This is a genomic window from Pseudomonas sp. (assembly GCF_049590575.1).
In the GTDB taxonomy this organism is placed as follows: domain Bacteria; phylum Pseudomonadota; class Gammaproteobacteria; order Pseudomonadales; family Pseudomonadaceae; genus Aquipseudomonas.
In genome coordinates, this window is the sequence record NZ_JBAWDE010000115.1 from 17541 (window position 1) to 40961 (window position 23421).

Annotated in this window: 19 protein-coding genes, 2 tRNA genes and 2 pseudogenes; 17 read left to right on the top strand and 6 right to left on the bottom strand. The window is 61.5% G+C overall.

Translation table 11 applies throughout. From position 1 onward, the window contains the following. The first annotated feature begins 110 nt into the window (after positions 1 to 110). On the top strand, positions 111 to 962 hold the full coding sequence (motA, locus tag WBR57_RS09205) for a flagellar motor stator protein MotA (protein WP_016976894.1): 852 nt from the start codon (positions 111 to 113) through the stop codon (positions 960 to 962). Between the two features lie 3 nt (positions 963 to 965). After that, complete coding sequence (gene motB, locus WBR57_RS09210) at positions 966 to 1982, top strand: flagellar motor protein MotB (protein WP_424083564.1); 1017 nt, start codon at positions 966 to 968, stop codon at positions 1980 to 1982. Positions 1983 to 2176: 194 nt separating this feature from the next. Here the strand turns inward: motB and rsgA are convergent, their stop codons facing one another. Beyond that, positions 2177 to 3208: a small ribosomal subunit biogenesis GTPase RsgA gene (rsgA, locus tag WBR57_RS09215; protein ID WP_169376977.1), complete on the bottom strand. Its 1032-nt coding sequence runs from the start codon at positions 3206 to 3208 to the stop codon at positions 2177 to 2179. A 108-nt stretch (positions 3209 to 3316) separates the two neighbouring features. Here rsgA and orn point away from each other — a divergent pair, with 108 nt between their 5' ends. Both orn and WBR57_RS09225 read left to right on the top strand, forming a co-directional pair. Beyond that, complete coding sequence (gene orn / locus WBR57_RS09220; protein ID WP_010213620.1) at positions 3317 to 3859, top strand: oligoribonuclease; 543 nt, start codon at positions 3317 to 3319, stop codon at positions 3857 to 3859. A gap of 188 nt (positions 3860 to 4047) precedes the next feature. Then, entirely contained in the window at positions 4048 to 4662 is a 615-nt protein-coding gene (locus WBR57_RS09225) for a trimeric intracellular cation channel family protein (RefSeq protein WP_424083565.1), read from the top strand. Here the strand turns inward: WBR57_RS09225 and queG are convergent. Next, entirely contained in the window at positions 4659 to 5723 is a 1065-nt protein-coding gene (gene queG / locus WBR57_RS09230) for a tRNA epoxyqueuosine(34) reductase QueG (protein WP_424083566.1), read from the bottom strand. The genes WBR57_RS09225 and queG overlap by 4 nt on opposite strands. Before the next feature lie 63 nt (positions 5724 to 5786). Between queG and WBR57_RS09235 the strand changes: the two genes are divergently transcribed. The 13 genes and pseudogenes from WBR57_RS09235 to WBR57_RS09295 all read left to right on the top strand — a co-directional run. Beyond that, positions 5787 to 6647: an NAD(P)H-hydrate dehydratase gene (locus tag WBR57_RS09235; protein ID WP_424083567.1), complete on the top strand. Its 861-nt coding sequence runs from the start codon at positions 5787 to 5789 to the stop codon at positions 6645 to 6647. Further along, entirely contained in the window at positions 6635 to 7105 is a 471-nt protein-coding gene (gene tsaE / locus WBR57_RS09240; protein ID WP_101265901.1) for a tRNA (adenosine(37)-N6)-threonylcarbamoyltransferase complex ATPase subunit type 1 TsaE, read from the top strand. Before WBR57_RS09235 ends, tsaE begins: the two co-directional genes overlap by 13 nt. Before the next feature lie 3 nt (positions 7106 to 7108). Continuing rightward, on the top strand, positions 7109 to 8542 hold the full coding sequence (locus WBR57_RS09245; protein ID WP_205899980.1) for an N-acetylmuramoyl-L-alanine amidase: 1434 nt from the start codon (positions 7109 to 7111) through the stop codon (positions 8540 to 8542). After that, positions 8542 to 10455, top strand: a complete 1914-nt coding sequence (gene mutL / locus WBR57_RS09250; RefSeq protein ID WP_424083568.1) for a DNA mismatch repair endonuclease MutL — start codon at positions 8542 to 8544, stop codon at positions 10453 to 10455. Before WBR57_RS09245 ends, mutL begins: the two co-directional genes overlap by 1 nt. Further along, positions 10455 to 11426 carry a tRNA (adenosine(37)-N6)-dimethylallyltransferase MiaA gene (gene miaA, locus WBR57_RS09255; RefSeq protein ID WP_424083590.1) on the top strand — a complete coding sequence of 324 codons (972 nt, stop codon included), beginning with the start codon at positions 10455 to 10457 and terminating at the stop codon, positions 11424 to 11426. Before mutL ends, miaA begins: the two co-directional genes overlap by 1 nt. A 94-nt stretch (positions 11427 to 11520) precedes the next feature. Then, positions 11521 to 11781: an RNA chaperone Hfq gene (gene hfq / locus WBR57_RS09260; protein ID WP_071482778.1), complete on the top strand. Its 261-nt coding sequence runs from the start codon at positions 11521 to 11523 to the stop codon at positions 11779 to 11781. Between the two features lie 12 nt (positions 11782 to 11793). After that, positions 11794 to 13095, top strand: coding sequence for a ribosome rescue GTPase HflX (gene hflX / locus WBR57_RS09265; RefSeq protein WP_424083569.1), 1302 nt, complete (start codon positions 11794 to 11796; stop codon positions 13093 to 13095). Between the two features lie 96 nt (positions 13096 to 13191). Continuing rightward, on the top strand, positions 13192 to 14367 hold the full coding sequence (gene hflK, locus WBR57_RS09270) for an FtsH protease activity modulator HflK (protein WP_028615515.1): 1176 nt from the start codon (positions 13192 to 13194) through the stop codon (positions 14365 to 14367). Further along, positions 14367 to 15233, top strand: coding sequence for a protease modulator HflC (hflC, locus tag WBR57_RS09275; RefSeq protein WP_424083570.1), 867 nt, complete (start codon positions 14367 to 14369; stop codon positions 15231 to 15233). The genes hflK and hflC overlap by 1 nt, the downstream gene beginning before the upstream one ends. Positions 15234 to 15526: 293 nt before the next feature. Further along, complete coding sequence (locus WBR57_RS09280) at positions 15527 to 16714, top strand: ATP phosphoribosyltransferase regulatory subunit (protein WP_424083571.1); 1188 nt, start codon at positions 15527 to 15529, stop codon at positions 16712 to 16714. Between the two features lie 54 nt (positions 16715 to 16768). Further along, positions 16769 to 18058, top strand: coding sequence for an adenylosuccinate synthase (locus WBR57_RS09285; protein ID WP_424083572.1), 1290 nt, complete (start codon positions 16769 to 16771; stop codon positions 18056 to 18058). A gap of 1114 nt (positions 18059 to 19172) precedes the next feature. Beyond that, positions 19173 to 19226: pseudogene (locus WBR57_RS09290) on the top strand (hypothetical protein); the annotation flags it as partial. 390 nt (positions 19227 to 19616) lie between these two features. Then, positions 19617 to 20132, top strand: a pseudogene (locus WBR57_RS09295) (methyl-accepting chemotaxis protein); the annotation flags it as partial. A 91-nt stretch (positions 20133 to 20223) separates the two neighbouring features. On the opposite strand, the gene WBR57_RS09300 reads toward WBR57_RS09295, so the two are convergent. The 4 genes from WBR57_RS09300 to WBR57_RS09315 form a co-directional block, all read right to left on the bottom strand. Next, on the bottom strand, positions 20224 to 21789 hold the full coding sequence (locus tag WBR57_RS09300) for an ABC transporter permease (protein ID WP_424083573.1): 1566 nt from the start codon (positions 21787 to 21789) through the stop codon (positions 20224 to 20226). Continuing rightward, positions 21789 to 22826 carry an iron ABC transporter substrate-binding protein gene (locus tag WBR57_RS09305; RefSeq protein ID WP_424083574.1) on the bottom strand — a complete coding sequence of 346 codons (1038 nt, stop codon included), beginning with the start codon at positions 22824 to 22826 and terminating at the stop codon, positions 21789 to 21791. Before WBR57_RS09305 ends, WBR57_RS09300 begins: the two co-directional genes overlap by 1 nt. A 144-nt stretch (positions 22827 to 22970) precedes the next feature. Beyond that, positions 22971 to 23057: transfer RNA gene (locus WBR57_RS09310), tRNA-Leu, on the bottom strand. Between the two features lie 177 nt (positions 23058 to 23234). After that, positions 23235 to 23321: transfer RNA gene (locus tag WBR57_RS09315), tRNA-Leu, on the bottom strand. Between the last annotated feature and the right edge of the window lie 100 nt (positions 23322 to 23421).

Consider the following 23421-nt stretch of genomic DNA (forward strand, 5'->3'; position numbering starts at 1 on the left):
TTTCGCCTTAACGGGCTATAGTCTGGCGCAGTTTTGCCGATAAGAGGAACAAGAGTTTTCAGTTCCCCCCAATATGTCCATGAACCCGACGGCGCAAGTACTCATCTCCTATGGCTAAAATTATCGGCATCATCGTCGTCATCGCAAGTGTGCTCGGTGGCTATGTCCTGTCCCACGGTAAAATTGCTGCGCTGATCCAGCCTTTCGAAGTGCTGATTATTGGTGGTGCGGCGTTCGGTGCATTCTTGCAGGCGAACCCGGGCTACATGACCATGCACGTGGTCAAGAAATCCCTGGGCATGTTCGGTTCGCGGTTCACCCACACCTTCTACCTGGAAGTGCTGGGCCTGGTTTACGAGATCCTCAACAAGAGCCGCCGCGAAGGCATGATGGCCATCGAGGCCGACATCGAAGACGCCGCCGCCAGCCCGATTTTCGCCAAGTACCCGGCCGTGCTCAAAGACGAGCGCATGACCGCCTACATCTGCGATTACCTGCGCATCATGTCCTCCGGCAACATGGCCCCCCACGAGCTCGAAGGCCTGTTCGACATGGAGCTGTTCAGCCTTAAAGAAGAGCTGGAACACCCTTCCCACGCCGTGACCGGCATCGCCGACGGCATGCCCGGCTTCGGTATCGTCGCGGCGGTACTCGGTATCGTGGTGACCATGGCCTCCCTGGGCGAGGGTGACCAGGCAGCCATCGGCATGCACGTGGGTGCGGCGCTGGTCGGTACGTTCTTCGGTATTCTCGCGGCTTACGGCTTCTTCGGCCCACTGGCCACCTCCCTGGCCCACGATGCCAAGGAAGAAATCAACCTGTACGAGTCGATCAAGGCCAGCCTGGTGGCGTCCGCTTCCGGCATGCCGCCGTCGCTGGCCGTGGAGTTCGGTCGCAAGGTGCTGTACCCCAAGCACCGCCCAAGTTTTGCCGAGCTGGAACAAGCGGTTCGCGGTCGCTAAGCCATGGAAAACAACCAGCCGATAATCATCAAGCGCGTCAAGCGCTTCGCTGCGGGGCACCATGGTGGCGCCTGGAAAATCGCCTTCGCCGACTTTGCGACGGCGATGATGGCGTTCTTCCTGGTGCTGTGGCTGATGTCCACCGCCACGCCCGAACAGAAGATCGCCATCGCCGGCTACTTCAAAGACCCGATTGGCTTCTCGGAAAGCGGCACGCCCTTCGTGATCGACCTGGGCGGCTCGCCGCAGCTGGCGCCGGAGCGCACCATCAACCCGGAAGTCAAGACCGAAGCGCCGCAGGAAAAAATCCCGATCGAGCGCGATACCGTCGAAGCCATGGCCGAGCAGGTCGAGCAGGAACGCCTTGAGCTGTTGCTGCAGGAACTGCAGACCAAGGTCGAGGAAAACCCGCAGCTGCTGAAATTCAAGGACCAGATTTCGTTCGAGATCACCCCGGACGGCTTGCGCATCCAGATTACCGACGCCGCCAACCGGCCGATGTTCGACTCGGGCAGCGCGCGCTTGAAGCCTTACTTTGAAGACATCCTGCTGGCCATGGCTGACACCATCAAGGCGGTGCCGAACAAGATCAGCATCAGCGGCCACACCGACGCCAAACCCTATGCCGGGCAGGGCGATTTCGGCAACTGGGAGCTCTCGGCCAACCGCGCCAACGCCGCGCGCCGGGCGCTGGTCGCCGGCAGCTACCCGGACCCGCAAGTGGCACGGGTAGTCGGTTTTGCCTCCTCGCAGTTGTTTGATCCGAAGGAACCCTTCAACCCGATCAACCGCCGCATCGATATTGTCGTGCTGACCAAAAAGGCCCAGCGCGCTATCGAAGGCGACCAGCCGCCACCTGCGCCGACCCCAGGTGCAGGCGCGCCCGGCGAAGTGCCGGCCGACCCGAACGCCATTCCGCCTGGGCAGGAACCGTTGCCGGCCCATGAGCTGCGCCAGAAGCTGAACCTGTTTGATGACGGTGGGGTGAAAGATCCGACGGCGCCTGGTACGGGGTCGTAAGCCTCACCCATGAAAAACGCCCCGCTTGATCGGGGCGTTTTCATTTCTTGTCAGAGTGGAAGGTAGGCTTTGACACCACTGATAACATCTCGCACAGCGTTGGCCTCCAGCCGAGGCACGAAATACTTGATGCCAGCACCCTTTAAATCAATGGGCTAGGGCGCTGCCATTTATATGGATCAAGAAATCGCCGCTCAATAACTGCTCTCAGGCAAGCTCGCAATAATCGACCGATAGCTGTTCATCCGCTGCTGCTGCACGCGTCCGTCTTCCAGGGCCTTGAGCAGTGCACAACCCGGCTCGCGGTCGTGTTTGCAGTCGCGGAAGCGGCAGGTACCGATCAGGTCGTTGAATTCGATGAAGCCCGCTTCCACATCGCTGCGGCTGACGTGGCCGAGGCCGAATTCGCGGATGCCTGGGGAGTCGATCAGCTCACCGCCGCCGGGGAAGTGGAACAGCCGCGCGGTGGTGGTGGTGTGGGTGCCCTGGCCGGACAGTTCCGACAGCGGGCCCACGCGGGTATCGACTTCCGGCAACAGGCTGTTGACCAGCGACGACTTGCCCACGCCGGACTGGCCGACAAACACGCTGATGCGCCCGTCCAACTGCTGCTGCAGCTGTTCCATGCCATTGCCGTGATGCGCCGAGACTTCCAGCACCGGGTAGCCCAGCGTGCGGTACACCGCCAGCAAGGCGTTGAGCGCCGGGGCGTTCTGCGCGTCGATCAGGTCGAATTTGTTCAGCAGCAACAGCGGGCGAATGCCGGCATGTTCGGCTGCGACCAAATAGCGGTCGATCAGGTTGGCATGCGGCTCGGGCAGCGGCGCGAACACGATCACGATCATGTCGACGTTGGCGGCCACCGGCTTGAGCTGGCCGCGGCTGTCGGGGCGGCGCAGTTCAGTGGTGCGGGGCAACTGGGCGACGATGACGCCGATACCCTGGTTGCCGGCACGCCACACCACCTTGTCGCCGGTGACCAGCGCCGGCAGGTTGGCGCGCAAGTGGCAGCGCGATACCGAACCGGCGAGTTCGCCTTCCAGCGCCTCGACTTCGACCTGCACGCCAAAGTGCGCGATCACCAGGCCGGTTTGTTCGGGGCCCAGGTCGCCGCCCTCGAGCGCTTCCACGGCGGAGGATTCACGTTTGGCGGCGCGTGCGGCGCGTTCACCTTGAATCTTTTCGATGCGCCAGTTTTGGCGACGATTGAGCTGGCGTTTGGCCATTGGTGTTCCGTGTCGATAATGCAAAGGTTAGGTAAAACGGTCGCGAGTCTAGCACGGCCCCGCCTGCTAAACTGCGCAGCTACGCCAAGGTGCCAAGAGAATCAAGCCATGCAAAACCCACAGAACCTGATTTGGATCGATCTGGAAATGACCGGTCTGAACCCCGACACCGACGTCATCATCGAGATGGCGACCATTGTCACCGACAGCAACCTCAACACCTTGGCCGAAGGTCCGGTGATCGCCATTCACCACAGCGACGCCGTACTCGCCACCATGGACGAGTGGAACACCCGCACCCACGGCAACTCCGGCCTGACCCAGCGCGTGCGCGACAGCCGCATCAGCATGGCCGAAGCCGAGGCCGAAACCATCGCCTTCCTGGAGAAGTGGGTGCCCAAGGGCAAGTCGCCGATCTGCGGCAACAGCATCTGCCAGGACCGTCGCTTCCTTTATACGCACATGAAAGCACTGGAAAGCTACTTCCACTACCGCAACCTGGACGTGTCCACGCTCAAGGAACTGGCCGCGCGCTGGGCGCCGGAAGTCAAAGACAGCTTTCATAAGGGCAGCACCCACTTGGCGCTGGACGACATCCGCGAGTCGATCGCCGAGCTGCAGCATTACCGCAAGCATTTCATCAAGGCTTGAATCTGTGGCGCCTGGCCCGGCGCCTTCGCGAGCAAGCCCCACATTCGACTCCATTCCAAAGATGAAACTGGTTGAGTGTGGGAGCGGGCTTGCTCGCGAAGGGCGCGCCTCGGTCTTTCGCGGTGCGCCCCCTTTTGGTGCCATCAGCAAATGATTAGACTGCCGGCCTCTTTGCAAGGATCGCCACCATGCTGCTGATGCTCTACCTCGTCGCCATTACCGCCGAAGCCATGACCGGTGCCTTGTCTGCCGGTCGGCGCGGCATGGACTGGTTTGGCGTGGTGTTGATTGCATGCGTGACAGCGCTGGGTGGCGGTTCGGTGCGCGATGTGTTGCTCGGCCACTACCCGCTGACCTGGGTCAAGCACCCGGAATACCTGGTGCTGACCTCCATCGCTGCGCTTTTGACGATCTTTATCGCCCCGCTGATGCGCCGCCTGCGTTCGTTGTTTTTGGCGCTGGACGCCGTGGGCCTGGTCGCCTTTACCCTGATCGGCTGCATGACGGCCCTGGAAATGGGCCACGGCATGCTGGTAGCGTCGGTCAGCGGGGTGATCACCGGTGTCTTCGGCGGCATCTTGCGCGATATTTTCTGCAACGATATCCCGCTGATCTTCCGCCGCGAGCTGTACGCCAGCGTGTCGTTCCTCGCTGCCTGGTTCTACATGCTCTGCCTGTATCTGGCGTTGCCGAGCGAGCAAGCGATTCTGCTGACGCTGTTCAGCGGCTTTCTATTGCGCCTGCTGGCGATCCGTTTTCACTGGGAAATGCCCAAGTTCGTCTATAACGACGACGTGCATTAACGCCCGGCGTGCTGGTTCAGCGCCCATTCCACGTGTTCGCGCACCAGCGCCGAGGGGTAGTCACGGCGCGCCTTCAGCGCTTCCAGTACCGGAATGCTCGACGGCGCATTGCCCAGGCCCACCGCCAGGTTGCGCAGCCAGCGCTCGTAGCCGGCGCGGCGTAGCGGCGAGCCTTCGGTGCTGTTGAGAAATTTATCCTCGTCCCACATGAACAGCTCGGCCAACTCAGCGTTATCCAGGTTGTGCCGTGGCTTGAAATCGCCCTCGTCGGTAGGGCGCGCGAAACGATTCCACGGGCAAACGATCTGACAGTCATCGCAGCCGAACACGCGATTGCCGATCAGCGGGCGCAGGTCTTCCGGGATCGCGCTCTTGAGTTCGATGGTGAGGTAGGAAATGCAGCGTCGGGCGTCGAGTACATAGGGGCCGACGAAGGCATTGGTAGGGCAGATATCCAGGCACGCCGTGCAGCGACCGCAATGTTCGGTGGTGTGCGGCGGGTCTACCGGCAGCGGTAGATCGACAAACAGCTCGCTGAGGAAGAAATAGCTGCCGGCCTTGCGATTGAGGACCAGGGTGTTCTTGCCGATCCAGCCGAGGCCGGCCTGTTCGGCGATGGCTTTTTCCAATACCGGCGCGCTGTCGACAAACGCGCGAAAGCCGAACGGGCCGATCTGTGCCTGGATGCGGTCGGCCAGTTGCTGCACGCGCTTGCGGATCAGCTTGTGATAATCGCGGCCCAGGGCGTAACGGGAGATGTAGGCTTTCTCTGGCTTGGCCAGCAGCTGCGCCATTTGGGTGTCGCCTGGCAGATAATCCATGCGCAGCGAGACCACGCGCAAGGTGCCCGGCACCAGATCGTCGGGGTGCGAGCGTTTGCTGCCATGGGCGCCCATGTATTCCATCTCGCCGTGGTAGCCCGCGTCGAGCCAGCGTTGCAGATGTTGTTCATGCTCGGCCAGGTCCAGGCCGCTGATGCCGACTTGTTGAAAGCCCAGCTCGCGGCCCCAGTCTTTGATCGATTGGGCGAGGGCGGGCAGATCGGTGGTGATGGCAGGCATGAGACAAGGGAAACCGCAGGTTAGATAGGTATAATTCTGCCAGACATCGGAGCTTGAAGACGCATGCCGCAGACAAAACACGCAATAACCGACGTACAGCCGCTGTTGCACGGCCATTTGCCGCAACTGGCTGCACGTTCCCCGGACGCCCATAAAGGCCAGTTCGGCCACCTGCTGGTGATCGGTGGCGACCACGGCTTTGGCGGCGCCGCGCTGCTGAGCACCGAGAGTGCCTTGCGCAGCGGCGCGGGCATGGTCTCGCTGGCGACGCGCCCTGAACACGTTGCCGCCGCATTGGCGCGCTTGCCGGAAGTCATGACCGTCGGCGTCAGCTCGGCCAACCAATTGATGGGGCTGCTGGAAAAAATCTCGGTGATCGTGATCGGCCCGGGCCTGGGCGGCGCCGCCTGGGGCAAAAGCCTGCTGTCGGTCGCCGCCAACGCCAAGCAGCCGCAAGTCTGGGACGCAGACGCCTTGAACCAGTTGGCCGCGGGCAGCGTGAGCCTGCCGGCCAACTGCGTGATCACCCCGCACCCGGGCGAGGCGGCACGGTTGTTGGGGATTTCGACAGCCGAGGTTCAGGCCGATCGTCTTAAGGTGGCGCGCGCGTTGAGTCAGAAATTCAACGCAGTGGCTATTCTCAAGGGTGCTGGCAGTTTGATTGCCAGCCCGGACGGACGTGTTTCACGCTGTGACCAGGGCCACCCGGCCATGGCAACCGCGGGGCTCGGTGATGTGTTGGCCGGCCTGGTCGGCGCATTGCTGGCCCAAGGCATGCCTGCCTATGAAGCCGGCTGCCTGGCGGTGTGGCTGCACGCCACTGCGGGAGATCGCCAGGGCACTTTTGGTCGTGGGCTGGCTGCCAGCGACTTGATACCTGCCATTCGTCAATTGCTGGAGGAGCAGTCGCCGTGCCTGAAGTAATCCTATTCCTGGCCGATGAAGACACCATGGTGGCGTTTGGTCAGCGCATTGCGCAGGTCACAGGCGGGGCGGGGCTGATCTTTCTTGAAGGTGACCTGGGGGCGGGCAAGACCACCCTGTCCCGCGGGATTATCCGCGGCCTGGGCCACACGGGGGCGGTAAAAAGCCCTACGTTCACTTTGGTTGAGCCCTACGAAATCGGTGCGATTCGCGCTTTCCATTTCGACCTCTACCGCCTGGTCGACCCTGAAGAACTGGAGTACATGGGCATCCGTGATTACTTCGATGAAGATGCACTGTGCCTGATCGAGTGGCCAGATAAAGGCACAGGCTTTTTGCCAAAGCCGGACCTGACCATTACCATTACGCCGCATGAGCATGGACGTCAGCTGAAGTTGTTGCCCCAGAGCGCGCGCGGCCAGTCGTGGTGCGCCGCTTTGGCATTGGAATTCAAATAATTGATGGGGTTAGGTATGCGCTTTCGCGCGTTGGTTAGTGTCGTAGGGGTGTTGCTTGCGGCAATGACTGTCAATGCTCTGGCTGCTTCACAGGTGAAAAGTGTGCGCCTGTGGCGAGCGCCGGATAACACGCGACTGGTGTTCGACCTGTCTGGCCCGGTCCAGCACAGCGTCTTTACCCTCACGGCGCCTGATCGCCTGGTGATCGACATCAACGGAGCGACCCTGGCCGCGCCGCTGAAAGTCTCTACCGCGAATACGCCGATTACCGCCATGCGCTCGGCCCAGCGCACGCCGACCGACCTGCGCGTGGTCATCGACTTGAAAAAAGTCGTGACGCCGAAAAGTTTTGTGCTGGCCCCCAACGCCCAGTATGGCAACCGGCTGGTGGTCGACCTGTTCGACAACGCCGCCGATGCCGCACCGCCGCCAGCGCCGACCCCCAGCGTAGCCACGGTGCCCGCCGTACCGGTCAACCCGTCGCAGCCTCAGGTCAAGTTGCCACCGCCGCCGCCGGCCCCGGCCGGCAAGCGCGACATCATCGTCGTGATCGATGCTGGCCATGGCGGGGAAGACCCAGGCGCCTCCGGTTCGCGTGGCCAGCACGAGAAAGACGTGGTACTGGCCATCGCTCGCGAACTGCAACGCCAGGTCAACGGCATGAAAGGCTATCGCGCCGAGCTGACCCGCACTGGCGACTACTTCATCCCGTTGCGCGGCCGTACCGAAATCGCGCGCAAGAAAGGCGCCGACCTGTTTGTGTCGATCCACGCCGACGCCGCACCTTCAGCCGCAGCCTTTGGTGCTTCGGTGTTTGCCCTGTCGGATCGCGGCGCCACGTCCGAGACTGCGCGCTGGCTGGCTGACAGCGAAAACCGTTCCGACTTGATCGGCGGGGCCGGCAACGTGTCCCTCGATGACAAGGACAAGATGCTCGCCGGGGTGCTGCTCGACCTGTCGATGACCGCTTCGCTGACGTCCAGCCTGAACGTGGGGCAGAAGGTCCTGACCAATATTGGACGGGTCACGTCCTTGCACAAGCAGCGGGTGGAACAGGCCGGGTTCATGGTGTTGAAGTCGCCGGACATCCCGTCGATCCTGGTCGAAACCGGGTTTATCTCCAATTCCAACGAAGCCTCCAAGCTGGCCAGTGCCAGCCACCAGCAGGCGCTGGCGCGTTCGATCAGCGCCGGTGTGCGCCAGTTCTTCCAGCAGAACCCGCCGCCGGGCACTTATATCGCCTGGCTGCGTGACTCCGGGAAAATCGCCCAGGGCCCGCGCGACCACCGCGTGCAGCCCGGCGACACCCTGGCGATGCTGGCCGTGCGTTTCCAGGTGTCGGCCGCGACGTTGCGCAGTGCCAACAACCTGAAGACCGATGAATTGAAAGTCGGCCAGGTGTTGACCATCCCTGGCACTGAATTGGCGGCGCAGTAATGAGCGAATCAGTGTTGAACAGCGGCTCGCGCATCGAACTGCTCAGCCCGCGCCTCGCCAACCAGATCGCCGCGGGCGAGGTGGTTGAGCGCCCGGCCTCGGTGATCAAGGAACTGCTGGAAAACAGCATCGACTCCGGCGCCAAGCGCATTGATGTCGACGTGGAGCAGGGCGGCGTCAAGCTGTTGCGCGTGCGCGACGATGGCAGTGGCATCTCCTCTGATGATCTGCCGCTGGCCCTGGCCCGTCACGCCACCAGTAAGATCCGTGACCTCGAAGACCTTGAGCGGGTGATGAGCCTGGGCTTTCGCGGCGAAGCCCTGGCTTCCATCAGCTCCGTGGCGCGCCTGACCCTGACCTCGCGCACGCGTGACGCCGAACAGGCCTGGCAAGTGGAAACCGAAGGCCGCGACATGGCGCCTCGGGTCCAGCCGGCGGCGCACCCGGTGGGCACATCGGTGGAAGTGCGCGACCTGTTCTTCAACACCCCGGCGCGGCGCAAATTCCTCAAGGCCGAAAAAACCGAATTCGATCACCTGCAAGAAGTCATCAAGCGCCTGGCCCTGGCGCGTTTTGACGTGGCGTTTCATTTGCGCCACAACGGCAAGACCATCCTCAGCCTGCACGAAGCCCATGACGACGCCGCGCGTGCACGCCGGGTCTCGGCGATTTGCGGCGCGGGGTTCCTGGAGCAGGCGCTGCCGATTGAAATCGAGCGCAATGGCTTGCGCCTGTGGGGCTGGGTCGGTTTGCCGACCTTCTCGCGCAGCCAGGCGGACTTGCAGTATTTCTTCGTGAATGGCCGCGCGGTACGCGACAAACTGGTGGCCCACGCGGTGCGCCAGGCGTATCGCGATGTGTTGTTCAATGGCCGGCACCCGACGTTTGTGCTGTTTTTCGAGGTCGACCCGTCGGTGGTCGACGTCAACGTGCACCCGACCAAACACGAAGTGCGCTTCCGTGACGGGCGCATGGTGCATGACTTCCTTTATGGCACCTTGCACCGCGCCCTCGGCGATGTGCGCCCGGATGACCAGTTGTCTGCGCCGATCGTGACCGCAGTGGTGCGGCCGAGCGGTCCTGAGGCCGGTGAATTTGGTCCGCAAGGCGAAATGAGCCTGGCGGCGAACCTGCTGCAATCACCGCCGCCGCAGCCTGCGTATACGGCGCCGGGCACGGGGGCCGGTGCGGGCTATCAGTATCAGTACACCCCGCGCCCGCAATCTACGGTGCCAGTGGCCGAGGCCCAGGCGGCCTACCGCGAGTTTTTCGCGCCGCTGCCGGGCGCCGAACCGGGTGCTGTCGCCCTGCCGGAAGGTGGCGGTGATATTCCGCCGCTGGGCTACGCGCTGGCGCAGCTCAAGGGCATCTATATTCTGTCGGAAAACGCCCACGGCCTGGTGCTGGTGGACATGCATGCCGCCCACGAGCGGATCATGTACGAACGCCTCAAGATCGCCATGGCCAGTGAAGGCCTCAGCGGCCAACCGCTGTTGGTGCCGGAGTCCCTGGCCGTCAGCCAGCGCGAAGCCGATTGCGCCGAGGAGCACCACAGCGTGTTCCAGAAGCTTGGCTTTGAGCTGCAGCGCCTGGGCCCGGAAACCCTGGCGATCCGCCAGATCCCCGCGTTGCTCAAGCAGGCCGAGGCCAACCGCCTGGTCGCCGACGTACTGGCCGACCTGATGGAATACGGCACCAGTGACCGCATCCAGGCGCATATCAACGAACTGCTCGGCACCATGGCCTGCCACGGTGCCATTCGCGCCAATCGCCGCCTGGCCCTGCCGGAAATGAACGGCCTGCTGCGCGACATGGAAAACACCGAGCGCAGCGGCCAATGCAACCACGGCCGGCCAACCTGGACCCAGATGGGCCTGGACGATTTGGACAAACTGTTCTTGCGCGGCCGTTGATGAGTGCCTTGCCCCCCGCGATCTTCCTGATGGGCCCCACGGCCGCCGGCAAGACCGACCTGGCCATCGAGCTGACCAAGGTGTTGCCGTGCGAGCTGATCAGTGTCGATTCTGCCCTGGTTTACCGGGACATGGACATTGGCACGGCCAAGCCTTCAAAAGCGCTGTTGGCGCAATATCCCCATGCGCTGATTGACATCATCGACCCGGCGCAGAGCTATTCGGCGGCGGATTTTCGCACCGACGCCCTGGCGGCAATGGCCGAGATCACCGCGCGGGGCAATATTCCACTGCTGGTGGGCGGCACCATGCTCTATTACAAGGCTTTGCAGGAAGGCCTGGCCGATATGCCGCCCGCCGACGCCCACGTACGCGCCGAGCTCGAGGAAGAGGCTGTACGCCTTGGCTGGCAAGCCCTGCACGATCAATTGGCCGCGGTTGACCCGGTGTCCGCCGCGCGCATTCATCCCAATGACCCGCAGCGGCTCACGCGCGCGTTGGAAGTCTGGCGCGTGAGCGGCCAGACCATGACTGAACATCGGTTGAAACAAAGTGCGCAAAGTGCTGACGCAGGCGCATCTGGGCAGTCACATTTGCCCTATACTGTGGCGAATCTGGCCATCGCTCCGGCAAATCGTCAGGTGTTGCATGAACGAATTGCACAAAGATTCACAATTATGTTGGAACAGGGGTTTGTGGACGAGGTCGTAGCTCTGCGTTCCAGAGGTGACCTGCATCCAGGGTTGCCTTCGATACGTGCTGTTGGCTACCGCCAAGTCTGGGATCATCTGGATGGCAAGCTGACGTCAGCCGAAATGCAGGAGCGCGGCATCATTGCCACGCGCCAATTGGCGAAACGCCAGTTCACCTGGTTGCGCAGCTGGAGCGATTTGCACTGGTTGGACAGCCTGGACAGCGACAATCTGTCACGCGCCTTGAAATACTTGGGAACGGTCTCCATATTGAGCTGAGTCCTTGCAATTGCCGTCTATCCTTGGGGGTGTGACGGCCATAAGCTATCTATTTTCCGATTTTTTATTATTGATCCTTAAAGGAGTGCGGCACATGTCAAAAGGGCATTCGCTACAAGACCCTTACTTGAATACTTTACGTAAAGAGAAAGTGGGGGTTTCCATCTACCTGGTCAACGGTATCAAGCTGCAAGGCACGATCGAGTCGTTCGACCAGTTCGTGATCCTGCTGAAAAACACCGTCAGCCAGATGGTTTACAAGCACGCTATCTCGACAGTCGTTCCAGTTCGTCCTATTCGTCTGCCTAGCGCAGCCGGTGACGAAGTGGGTGACGCTGAGCCAGGTAACGCCTGATAGGAGTCTCCTTTGTTCTTTGAGCGCCACGGTGGTGGTGAGCGGGTAATCCTCGTTCACTTGGATGGACAGGACCCTGAGGCGCGCGAAGATCCGCAGGAGTTTCAGGAGTTGGCAAATTCGGCCGGCGCCGAGACCGTTGCGTTTTTTAACGTGCCGCGTCATCGGCCAACCGCCAAATTCCTGATTGGCAGCGGCAAGGTCGAGGAACTGCGCGACCTGGTCCACGCCGAAGAAGCCGATCTGGTGATCTTCAACCATACCCTCACGCCCAGTCAGGAACGTAACCTCGAACGTGTTTTCGAGTGTCGCGTGATCGACCGCACCGGTCTGATTCTCGATATTTTCGCCCAACGCGCACGTACCCATGAAGGCAAGCTCCAGGTCGAACTGGCCCAGCTTGATCACATGAGCACGCGGCTTGTGCGTGGCTGGACTCACCTTGAGCGTCAGGGTGGCGGTATCGGCATGCGTGGTCCGGGTGAAACCCAGCTGGAGACCGACCGACGCCTGCTGCGGGTTCGCCTGCGCCAGATCAAGAGCCGTCTCGAAAAAGTCCGCAGCCAGCGCGAACAATCGCGTCGTGGCCGTATGCGTGCGGATATCCCTACCGTGTCCCTGGTGGGTTATACCAACGCCGGCAAGTCCACGTTGTTCAATAACGTGACCAAGTCCGAGGTGTACGCCGCCGACCAGTTGTTCGCGACCCTCGATCCGACCTTGCGCCGTCTGGAACTCGACGACCTGGGGCCGATCGTCCTGGCCGACACCGTGGGCTTCATTCGCCACCTGCCGCACAAGCTGGTCGAGGCGTTTCGGTCTACGCTCGAAGAGTCGAGCAACTCCGACCTCCTTTTGCACGTGATCGACGCGGCCGAACCGGATCGCATGTTGCAGATTGAACAGGTGATGGTGGTGCTGGGCGAGATTGGTGCCCAGGACTTGCCGATCCTCGAGGTCTATAACAAACTCGATTTGCTTGAAGGCGTAGAGCCACAAATCCAGCGCGACGAGAACGGCAAGCCCCAGCGGGTATGGCTGTCGGCGCGAGATGGCAGTGGCTTGGAGCTGCTCGAGCAAGCCATTGCCGAGTTGCTCGGCAGTGATTTGTTCATCGGCACCTTGCGCTTGCCTCAGCGTTTTGCTCGACTGCGTGCACAGTTTTTCGAGCTGGGCGCGGTACAGAAAGAAGAACACGACGAAGAAGGTGTCAGCTTGCTGGCCGTTCGATTGCCGCGCACGGAGCTGAATCGGCTGGTCAGCCGGGAAGGTGTTGTGCCGGAAGAGTTCATCGAACAACACACTTTGCAATAAAAGCCTCCGAAAGCGGTTGTGCCGCAGTAGCAGGCATTCTGTAGCATTGGTCGGCGCGCCGTGGGTGCGTCTTTGCTTTATCAGATGGAGAGCGCTATGGCTTGGAATGAGCCGGGTGGCAACTCGAATAATCAGGATCCTTGGGGTGGTAAACGCCGCAATAATGGCGACCGCAAGGGGCCACCAGATCTCGACGAGGCCTTCCGAAAGCTGCAGGAAAGCCTGAATGGGTTGTTCGGTGGTGGAAAAAAACGTGGTGGTGACGACGGCGGTCGCACAAGCAAGGGCGGTGGCTATGGCCTGCTGGGCCTGGGTCTTGTCGTGCTCGCGGCCGTATGGCTGTACAGCGCCGTATACGTAGTGGACGAGCAGGAGCAAGCCGTGGTGCTGCGCTTCGGCAAGTACTACGAGACGGTCGGCCCCGGCCTGAACATCTACTTCCCGCCGATCGACAAGAAGTACATGGAAAACGTCACGCGTGAGCGTGCCTACACCAAGCAGGGCCAGATGCTGACCGAAGACGAGAACATCGTCGAAGTGCCGCTGACCGTGCAGTACAAGATCAGCAACCTGCAGGACTTCGTGCTGAACGTTGATCAGCCGGAAATCAGCCTGCAACACGCGACCGAAAGCGCCCTGCGCCACGTGGTGGGTTCTACCGCCATGGACCAGGTGTTGACCGAAGGTCGTGAATTGATGGCCAGTGAAATCAAGGAGCGCCTGCAACGGTTCCTCGACACGTATCGCACCGGTATCACCGTCACCCAGGTGAACGTACAGAGCGCAGCCGCACCGCGTGAAGTACAGGAAGCCTTCGACGACGTGATCCGCGCCCGTGAAGACGAGCAGCGTTCGCGCAACCAGGCTGAAACCTATGCCAACGGCGTGGTGCCGGAAGCCCGTGGTCAGGCCCAGCGCATCCTCGAAGATGCCAACGGTTACCGCGACGAAGTGGTCTCCCGCGCCAAGGGTGAGGCAGACCGCTTTACCAAACTGGTCGCCGAGTACCGCAAGGCCCCTGAGGTTACCCGCGAGCGTCTGTACCTGGACACCATGCAGGAAGTCTTCAGCAACACCAGCAAGGTGCTCGTGACCGGCAGCAAGGGTGGGCAGAACAACCTGCTGTACCTGCCGCTGGACAAGATGATCGAAGGTGGTCGTAGCAGCACCAGCGCACCGTCCACCGGTTCCAATGCCGCTGCCAACGAAGCGAGCGCCCGTGCGGCCGCTGACTTGCTGCAACAGCAAACACGTACCAGGGAGAGTCGTTGATGAGCAATAAATCGCTGACCGCCCTGATTGTGGGCGTCGTCGTGGTCATCGCTGCCTGGAACTGCTTCTACATCGTGGCTCAGACCGAGCGCGCGGTGTTGCTGCAATTCGGTCGTGTGGTCCAGGCGGATGTCCAGCCGGGCCTGCATGTGAAAGTCCCCTACGTCAACCAGGTGCGCAAGTTTGACGGCCGCCTGATGACCCTGGATGCACCGACACAGCGCTTCCTGACCCTGGAAAAGAAAGCCGTGATGGTGGACGCCTACGCCAAGTGGCGCGTCAAGGATGCCGAGCGCTTCTACACCGCGACCTCCGGCCTCAAGCAGATTGCCGACGAGCGTCTGTCGCGCCGTCTGGAATCGGGCCTGCGTGACCAGTTTGGTAAGCGCACCCTGCACGAGGTGGTCTCCGGTGAACGTGATGCGCTGATGGCGGATATCACCCGTTCGCTGAACACAATGGCGGAAAAAGAGCTGGGCATCGAAGTGGTCGATGTTCGGGTCAAGGCCATTGACCTGCCGAAGGAAGTGAACCGCAGCGTGTTCGAGCGCATGAGCACCGAGCGTGAGCGTGAAGCGCGTGAGCATCGCGCCAAGGGTAACGAGTTGGCTGAAGGGATCCGTGCGGATGCCGACCGTCAGCGCCGTGTACTGCTGGCAGAAGCCTATCGTGAGTCTGAAGAGGCGCGTGGTGATGGTGATGCCCAGGCTTCGGCGATCTACGCCAAGGCCTACGGCCAGGACCAGGAGTTCTATGCGTTCTACCGTAGCCTGCGCGCCTACCGTGAAAGCTTCGCGAACAAAACCGACGTCATGGTGCTGGACCCAAGCAGCGACTTCTTCCGCTACCTGGAAAAGTCCAAGTAACCAGCCCGTCATTCTGTAGGATCACTTCCGTCGGGCGGCTAAAACGCCTGGCGGGGTGATCCTTTCAGAAAACGGGTGTATGATGCGGCAGCCGGGAAATTCCCGGCTTTTTTGCGTCTGCATGTTTGATTCGGCAGGCGTGACAGGTTTTTCGAGGAAAGTGCCCGACGAGGCCGGTTACAGGTCATTCGTCACGTCGCTCTTGCGCGTGGTTTATGCAGGGGGCGGGTATTTTCTGCTTCACTCAAGGCTCGGCCGAGGGCTGGCCGCCCGGATCATAGGGGAATGGCGTAATGGCAACGGTAGACCGCTGGCTGCTGCCAGATGGCATCGAAGAAGTACTGCCACCAGAAGCAGCGCGCATTGAAGTCGCGCGTCGGCAGGTGTTGGATCTGTTCCAGAGCTGGGGTTACGAGTTTGTCGTGACCCCCCATATCGAGTACCTGGAATCCCTGCTGACCGGCGCGGGCCAGGACCTGGATCTGCGCACCTTCAAGGTCATCGACCCGCAATCGGGCCGGCAAATGGGCTTTCGTGCCGACATCACGCCGCAAGTGGCGCGCATCGATGCGCACACCCTGCGCCGCGAAGGTCCGAGCCGCCTGTGCTACGCCGGCAGCGTGCTGCATGCTCAGCCGCGGGCCTTGTCGTCTTCGCGTAGCCCGATTCAGTTGGGCGCCGAGTTGTACGGCGATGCCAGCCCGAGCAGCGACGTTGAAGTGATCAGCCTGATGCTGGCCATGCTGCAATTGGCTGACGTGCCGGATGTCCACATGGACCTGGGCCACGTCGGTATTTACCGTGGCCTGGCCCGTGCGGCCGGTTTGTCCGGTGAAGTGGAACAACAGTTGTTCGATGCCCTGCAACGCAAGGCCATCGACGAAGTGATCGCGCTTACCGAAGGCGTGCCTGCTGATCTGGCCGGCATGCTGCGTGCGCTGGTAAACCTGTGTGGCGGCCGTGAAGTGCTGGTGGCTGCGCGTGAGCGCCTGGCGAATGCGCCGGCGCCGGTATTGGCCGCGCTGGATGATGTGGTGGCGATTGCCGACCAACTGTCGGCACGCTTCCCGGAGTTGCCGTTGTATTTCGACCTGGGCGAGTTGCGCGGCTACCACTACCACACCGGTGTGGTGTTCGCAGTGTTTGTACCGGGTGTTGGCCAGGCCATCGCCCAAGGCGGTCGTTATGACGATATCGGCGCCGACTTCGGTCGAGCGCGTCCGGCGACCGGCTTTTCCACCGATTTGAAAACCCTGGTGACCCTGGGGCGTGCTGAGGTCGAACTGCCGTCTGGCGGTATCTGGATGCCCGACAGTACGGACGCAGCACTCTGGCAGCAGGTTTGCCAGTTGCGCAGTGAGGGTCAGCGTGTTGTCCAGGCCTTGCCTGGGCAGCCATTGGCCGCCGCCCGTGAAGCGGACTGCGACCAGCAATTGATTCTGCAGAACGGGCTTTGGCAAGTATCGCCACTGGCTTCTTGAGTTTTCCTGCCGGCCATCGCCGGCACCAAGTTTGCGCGAATGAGGACAAGTGTTATGGGTAAGAATGTCGTAGTCCTGGGCACCCAATGGGGTGATGAGGGCAAAGGCAAGATCGTTGATCTGCTGACCGAACATGCTGCCGCCGTAGTGCGCTACCAAGGTGGCCACAACGCCGGCCACACCCTGGTCATCGATGGCGAAAAAACCGTCTTGCACCTGATCCCGTCGGGCGTACTGCGCGAAGGCGTGCAGTGCCTGATCGGCAACGGCGTGGTCGTTGCACCTGACGCCCTGCTGCGCGAGATCACCAAGCTGGAAGAGAAGGGCGTACCGGTGCGCGAGCGCCTGCGTATCAGCCCGTCCTGCCCGCTGATCCTGTCCTTCCACGTAGCGCTGGACCAGGCCCGTGAAAAGGCCCGTGGCGAACTGAAGATCGGTACCACCGGTCGCGGTATCGGCCCGGCTTACGAAGACAAGGTTGCCCGTCGCGGCCTGCGTGTTGGCGACCTGCTCAACATGCCGCGCTTTGAAGACAAGCTGCGTGAACTGGTGGAATACCACAACTTCATGCTGGTCGGTTACTACAAAGAGCCAGCCATCGAGTTCGAAAAGACCCTGGCCGAGTGCAAGGAATACGCTGAGCTGCTCAAGCCGCTGATGCTCGACGTGACCGCCGAGCTGCACGACCTGCGTCGTGCCGGCAAAGACATCATGTTCGAAGGCGCCCAGGGTTCGTTGCTCGACATCGACCACGGCACCTACCCGTACGTGACCAGCTCCAACACCACCGCGGGTGGCGTTGCGACCGGTTCGGGTGTTGGCCCGATGTTCCTGGACTACATCCTGGGCATCACCAAGGCCTACACCACGCGTGTCGGTTCCGGTCCGTTCCCGACTGAGCTGTTTGACGAAGTCGGTGCGCACCTGGCCAAGCAAGGGCACGAGTTCGGCGCCACTACCGGCCGCGCGCGTCGTTGCGGCTGGTTCGACGCGGTCATCCTGCGTCGTGCTATCGATGTGAACAGCATCTCGGGCATCTGCCTGACCAAGCTGGACGTACTCGACGGCCTGGAAACCATCAACATCTGCATCGGCTACAAAGATGCCGAAGGCAAGGACGTTGCTCCGACCGACGCCGACAGCTACGTAGGCCTGCAGCCTGTGTACGAAGAAGTGCCGGGCTGGAGCGAATCGACCGTGGGCGCCAAGACCCTGGAAGAGCTGCCGGCTAACGCTCGTGCGTACATCAAGCGCGTTGAAGCGCTGATCGGCGCGCCTATCGACATTATTTCGACGGGCCCGGACCGCAACGAAACCATCGTTCTGCGTCACCCGTTCGGTTAATAAGTTGTTGATGTAAAAAGCAAAGGGCTCCTTCGGGAGCCCTTTGTCGTTTCTGTATGCCAAGCGGCACGACCTTTGCTGTATATCTTCCTTTCGCGGTGCTATCAATTTAATGGCACCCGTGGTGGAGGGATTACCGATGTCTGCCGTTCTCTCATTGTTACAAAGCCGTCTGTTGCGGCCGGTGTTCGTTACCCTAGGTATCGCTCTTTTGGTGCAAGTGTTGGTGGCGGTCGCTCTGACCCGGAGCACGGTTACTGCGCTGGAAGCTGATTTGGGCAGTCGCCTGGGTATCGACAGCCAGAAACTGTCTGGCGAATTGGCCCAGGCGGGTAAGGAAGTCACGTCCAGCCTGGACAGCCTGTCCACCAGTACCCGTCAGCGTCTGACCGCAGGGCTCTCCACGCGCCTGCAGGAAGAGCAGAAGCAACTGCGTGCGACCCTGGAAAAAGACCTGCAGGACTCTGCCAATGACATGGCGCAACTGCTCGCCTCGGTGGCGCCGCGCGCCATGTGGGACAGCGACGTGCCGACCCTCTCGGAGTTTGCCCGGCGCGCCCAGCGCAACCCGAACGTACTGTTCGTGGTGTATGACGACGCGGCGGGTGAACACCTGACCCGCTATCTGAACCGTGAAAACCCCATCAACCAGGCTCTGCTGGCCAAGGGCGCGGGTGAGCGCGCGCTGGATAAAGTGCTGGATGCGGCCAAGACCGATCCTTCCGTGTACTACGTCGAAGCGTCCATCAGCCCGAATGGGGTTGAGATTGGCAAGGTTCGCATGGGGGTTTCGACCGCTTCGGTGGAAGCCGACCTGCAAGCGCTGGACAAGCGTTTTGCCGCACTGATCGCCAGTGGTGATCAGTTGGTGGGTGACAGCCTCAAGGGCGCCGCCGCCGATAGCGCCGCCGCCATGGGCGCGCGCCTGCAGTCGGCGCAGGCCACCGCCACGCAGATGACCGCCAACACCACCGGCGCCGTGCAGGAAGCTGCCGGCACCTTGCGCTGGCGCATCGGCATGGGGCTCGCGGTGGTGGGCTTCGGTGTATTGCTGCTGATTGCGGTGGTGCTTGGGCGCCGCGTGGTCAATCGCCTGAAATTGCTGATCGCCGCCATGGATGACCTGGCAGCGGGCGAGGGCGACCTCACCAAGCGTGTGCAAATCAGCAGCAAAGACGAAATCGGTGACATGGCCTCGGCGGTCAATCGCTTTGTGGATAAGTTGCAGCCCATCGTGCGCGAAGCCGGTGACGTGGCCCAGCGTACCGGCGTGGAAATCGGCGCCATGACCTTGCGCAACGCCGGCGCCGACGCGGCGGCTGGTTTGCAGCGTGACGAGGTGGCCGAGAGCTTGCGCGCGTTGTCGCAAATGGCGGACGAAGCCCAGGCTGAAAGTCACGCCATGCAGGCGGCCTTGCAGCAGGTGGTGGATATCCGCCAGGCCACGGATGAGAACTCGCGCACGTCGGCCGAAGTCGGTGGCCTGATCGAGGCGTTGGCGGGGCAGGTGCAGGCGGGCTCGCAGGTGATTGAGCGTCTGGCCCAGCAAAGCGAGCAGATCGAGGTGGTGCTGACGGTGATCCATGGTATCGCCGAGCAGACCAACCTGTTGGCCCTCAACGCGGCCATCGAAGCGGCACGGGCCGGTGAGACCGGCCGCGGTTTTGCGGTGGTCGCCGACGAAGTGCGTGCGCTGGCCAGCAAGACGCAAAGCTCAACGGGCGATATCCAGGCGCACATCGTGGCGTTGCAGCAGGGCGCGCGGGAAGCGGTGGAAACTATCGGCAAGGCTGGGCGTCAGGCCAATGAAGGCTTGCTGGTGCTGCGTGACAGCGTGCGCCTGCAACAGACGATGCAGGCTTCGGTGGAGCAGGTGCATGCGGCGATTGGTCTGGCCACGCGCGCGGCTGAGCATCAGGCTCAGGGCGCGCATGCGGTGCGTGGGCGGGTCGAGGTGATCCATGCCCAGGCTGAGCGCGCGGCGCAGGCGGTGGTCGAGACCACTGCAAGCGGCAAAGTGCTCGATGGGTTGGCGGCGCAGTTGAAGGCCAGTCTGGGGCAATTCCGGGCCTAGTGTCGCCTGTAAGGGCCTTTTCGCGAGCAAGCACGCTCCCACCGTTGAAACGCATTCCAATGCGGGAGCGGGCTTGCTCGCGAAAGCTATTTCAGCGGCTCAGATACATCCGAGTCGTAAGCAGATACACCGGTAGCCCCGACACCAGAATCAGCAGCGCCGCATACGGCGCCGCAGCCGCAAATTCCACATTCGACGTATGCGCCCACACGGCAGTCGCCAAGGTATTCAGCCCGGTCGGACTGAGCAACAACGTCGCCGTCAATTCCTTCATCGCATCCAGGAATACCAACGCGAACGCTGCGCCCAGTGCCGGGAAAATAATCGGCAACGTGACCCGGCAAAACGCGCTGAATGACGATGCGCCCAACGTGCGGGCGGCCTCTTCCAACTGCGGCGCAGCCTTGTTCAGCGCCGTGCGAATCGGTGCCTGCGCCAGCGGCAGAAACAACAACGCATAAGCGATCAGCAACAACGCCGACGTCTGGTACAGCGCCGGCACGTAATGCAGCGCGAAATACACCAGCGTCAGCGCAATCACCAGGCCGGGCAGGGCATGCAGCAGATAGGGCAGGCGCTCGGCCCAGATCGCCAGTTGGCCTCTATAGCGCACCACCAGCAACCCCACCGGCACCGCGAGCACCAGGCACAACGCCGCACCGCCCAGCGACAACGCCAGCGAAGACAGCAGCGCCTGACCAATCTCGGCCATCGGAAACGCTGCCGACGAGCCCACCGCCAACCAGTAACCGAGCATACCCAAGGGAATCCCGCTGCCGATAATCGCCAGTGCCAGGCAATACACCTGGCCCAGTGGCGCCCATTTGCCCAGCTTGACCTGCTCGGCATGCCGCGCCGCGCCCTGGCCGATGCGCACGTGTCGGCCTTTGCCGCGCACGCGCAGTTCCAGCCACAGCAGCGTCAGGCACATCACCAGCAATACCGCCGAGAGCATCGCGGCATTCGCGTTGCTGAATTCCAACTCGAATTGCTGATAGATCGCGGTGGTAAAGGTTTGCAATCCGATGATCGACAGTGCGCCGAATTCCACCAGCATATGCAGCGCGATCAGCAGCGCCCCGGCCAGCAGCGATGGCCACAGCAGGGGTAATGTGATGCAAAAAAACACGCCCCAGCGATTCAGTCCCAGGGTGCGCGCGGACTCTTCCAGGGAAGGGTCGAGGTTGCGCAGGGTCGCCGCCACGGGCAGGAACACCAGCGGGTATTTAGACAGGCTCATCACCAGGATCGCCCCGCCCAGGCCTTCGAAGTTGGCGCTCAGCGAGACCCAGGTAAAACTGCTGACAAACGCTGGCACCGCAAACGGCAGGCACAGGATTACGCCCCAGATGCGCCGCCCCGGCAGGTTGCTGCGTTCGAGCAGCCAGGCCAGGGAAAGGCCGATCACGCCGCAGGCCACCGTCACACCAACCATCAAGGCCAGGGTATTGCGCAACAGCCCGAATACATAAGGCCGCCACAGCAGGTGCACGGCCTCCGCCCAGCCGGCTTGCCAGGCCTTGGTGCCGACATACACCAGCGGCAGCAGGCTCAAGCCAACCAGAAACAGCACGGGGATCAGCAGCCAGATCGACGGGCGCTTGCGCCGTGGGCTGAAGCCCCCGCGCAGCGCGGGAGCGGGTAGCGATGGGTTCATCAGTTCAAGCCAACGTCACGTTCCAGGTCCAGGGCTTCTTCGGCATTGCCAAGGTCCGCAGGCGTGATTTTCGGCGGTTGCAGCTCGCTGAAAGGCTTGAGGCCACGGTTGGACTCCATGCCCTTGCGCAGCGGGTATTCGGCCGAGGTGTTGGTGATCACGCGTTGGCCTTCTTCGCTGGCCATGAACGCCAGCAGTTGCTGGGCTTCCTTGGGGTGCTTGCTGGATTTCAGCGCGGCGGCGGAAGACACGGTGATCAGGCCGCCCGCATCGCCGTTGGTGAAGTAATGCAGCTGGGAGTCCAGATTGGTTTTTTCCTTCTTCAGGGCAAACCAGTAGTAGTTGTTCACCAGCACAGTCGCCACTTCGCCGTTCTCCACGGCTTTGAGGGCGACCATGTTGTTGCTGTAGACCTTGCCGAAGGCGCGCAGGCCGGTCAGCCATTCTTCAGCCGCTTCGCGACCGTGCAACTTGATGATCGCCACGGCTTGTTCCTGGAACGCGCCGCTGGTGGGCACGAAGCCGACTTTGCCTTGCCACTCTGGGCCGGCGAAATCCAATACTGACTTGGGCAGGTCTTTTTCAGCGATCAGTTTCGGGTTGAACGCCACGACGCGGGTGCGTGCGGTCACGCCCATCCAGTCGCCATTGCTGCCGACGTAATCCTTGGGCAATACGTCCAGGGTGCTTGCGTCGATCTTCGCCAGCAGGCCTTGCTCACCGAGTTTGTTCAGGGGTGGCGATTCTTCGGTGTAGATCACGTCAGCGGGGGAGCGGTCACCTTCTTCCACGACCTGGCTGGCCAGCTGGTTGCTGCTGCCCTTGCGCACGTTGACGTGAATGCCGGTCTTGGCTTCGAAGGCCTTGGCGAGTTCGTCGCCGACTTCTTTGTGTTGGCCGTTGTACAGGGTCAGTGACACCTTGTCGGCGGAATAGGCGGTGGGCGAGAGCAGGGTGAGGCCAAGCAGAGAGAGGGTCAGGCCACGCAGAAGGGATGTCTTGAGACAGGTCTTGAGATGGGTATCGCGGATCATCATCCGAAGTGTTCCTCGCTTATGTGCAACAAATGATTGCAAGGATAAACGATAAAACTTCTCAAGTGCGGGCGCGGGGTAAATCGGCGGGAAAGTTTTCAGACCCCGGAAACGAAAAAACCCGCTTTCGCGGGTTTGATCTGAATTTGGTGCCCAGGAGAAGACTCGAACTTCCACGACCTTGCGATCACCAGCACCTGAAGCTGGCGTGTCTACCAATTTCACCACCTGGGCAGCATCAACACCGTTGCCGCTGTTGATGTGGCGAACTATACGGCGGCCTTTTTGATCTGTAAACCCCTGATATCAAAAATATAAATCGAGATTAACGTTAAAAATCAAAGGCCTGAAACGCAAAAACCCGCTTTCGCGGGTTTTTGGGAGACTCAAGGTTAACCTTGAGTTTGAAATTGGTGCCCAGGAGAAGACTCGAACTTCCACGACCTTGCGATCACCAGCACCTGAAGCTGGCGTGTCTACCAATTTCACCACCTGGGCAGCATCAACAACGTTGCCGTCGTCGATGGCGCGCACTATACGGAGGCGATATTGGGCTGTAAACCCCTGCCATGAAAAAAGCCTGGAAAATTTTACCAAT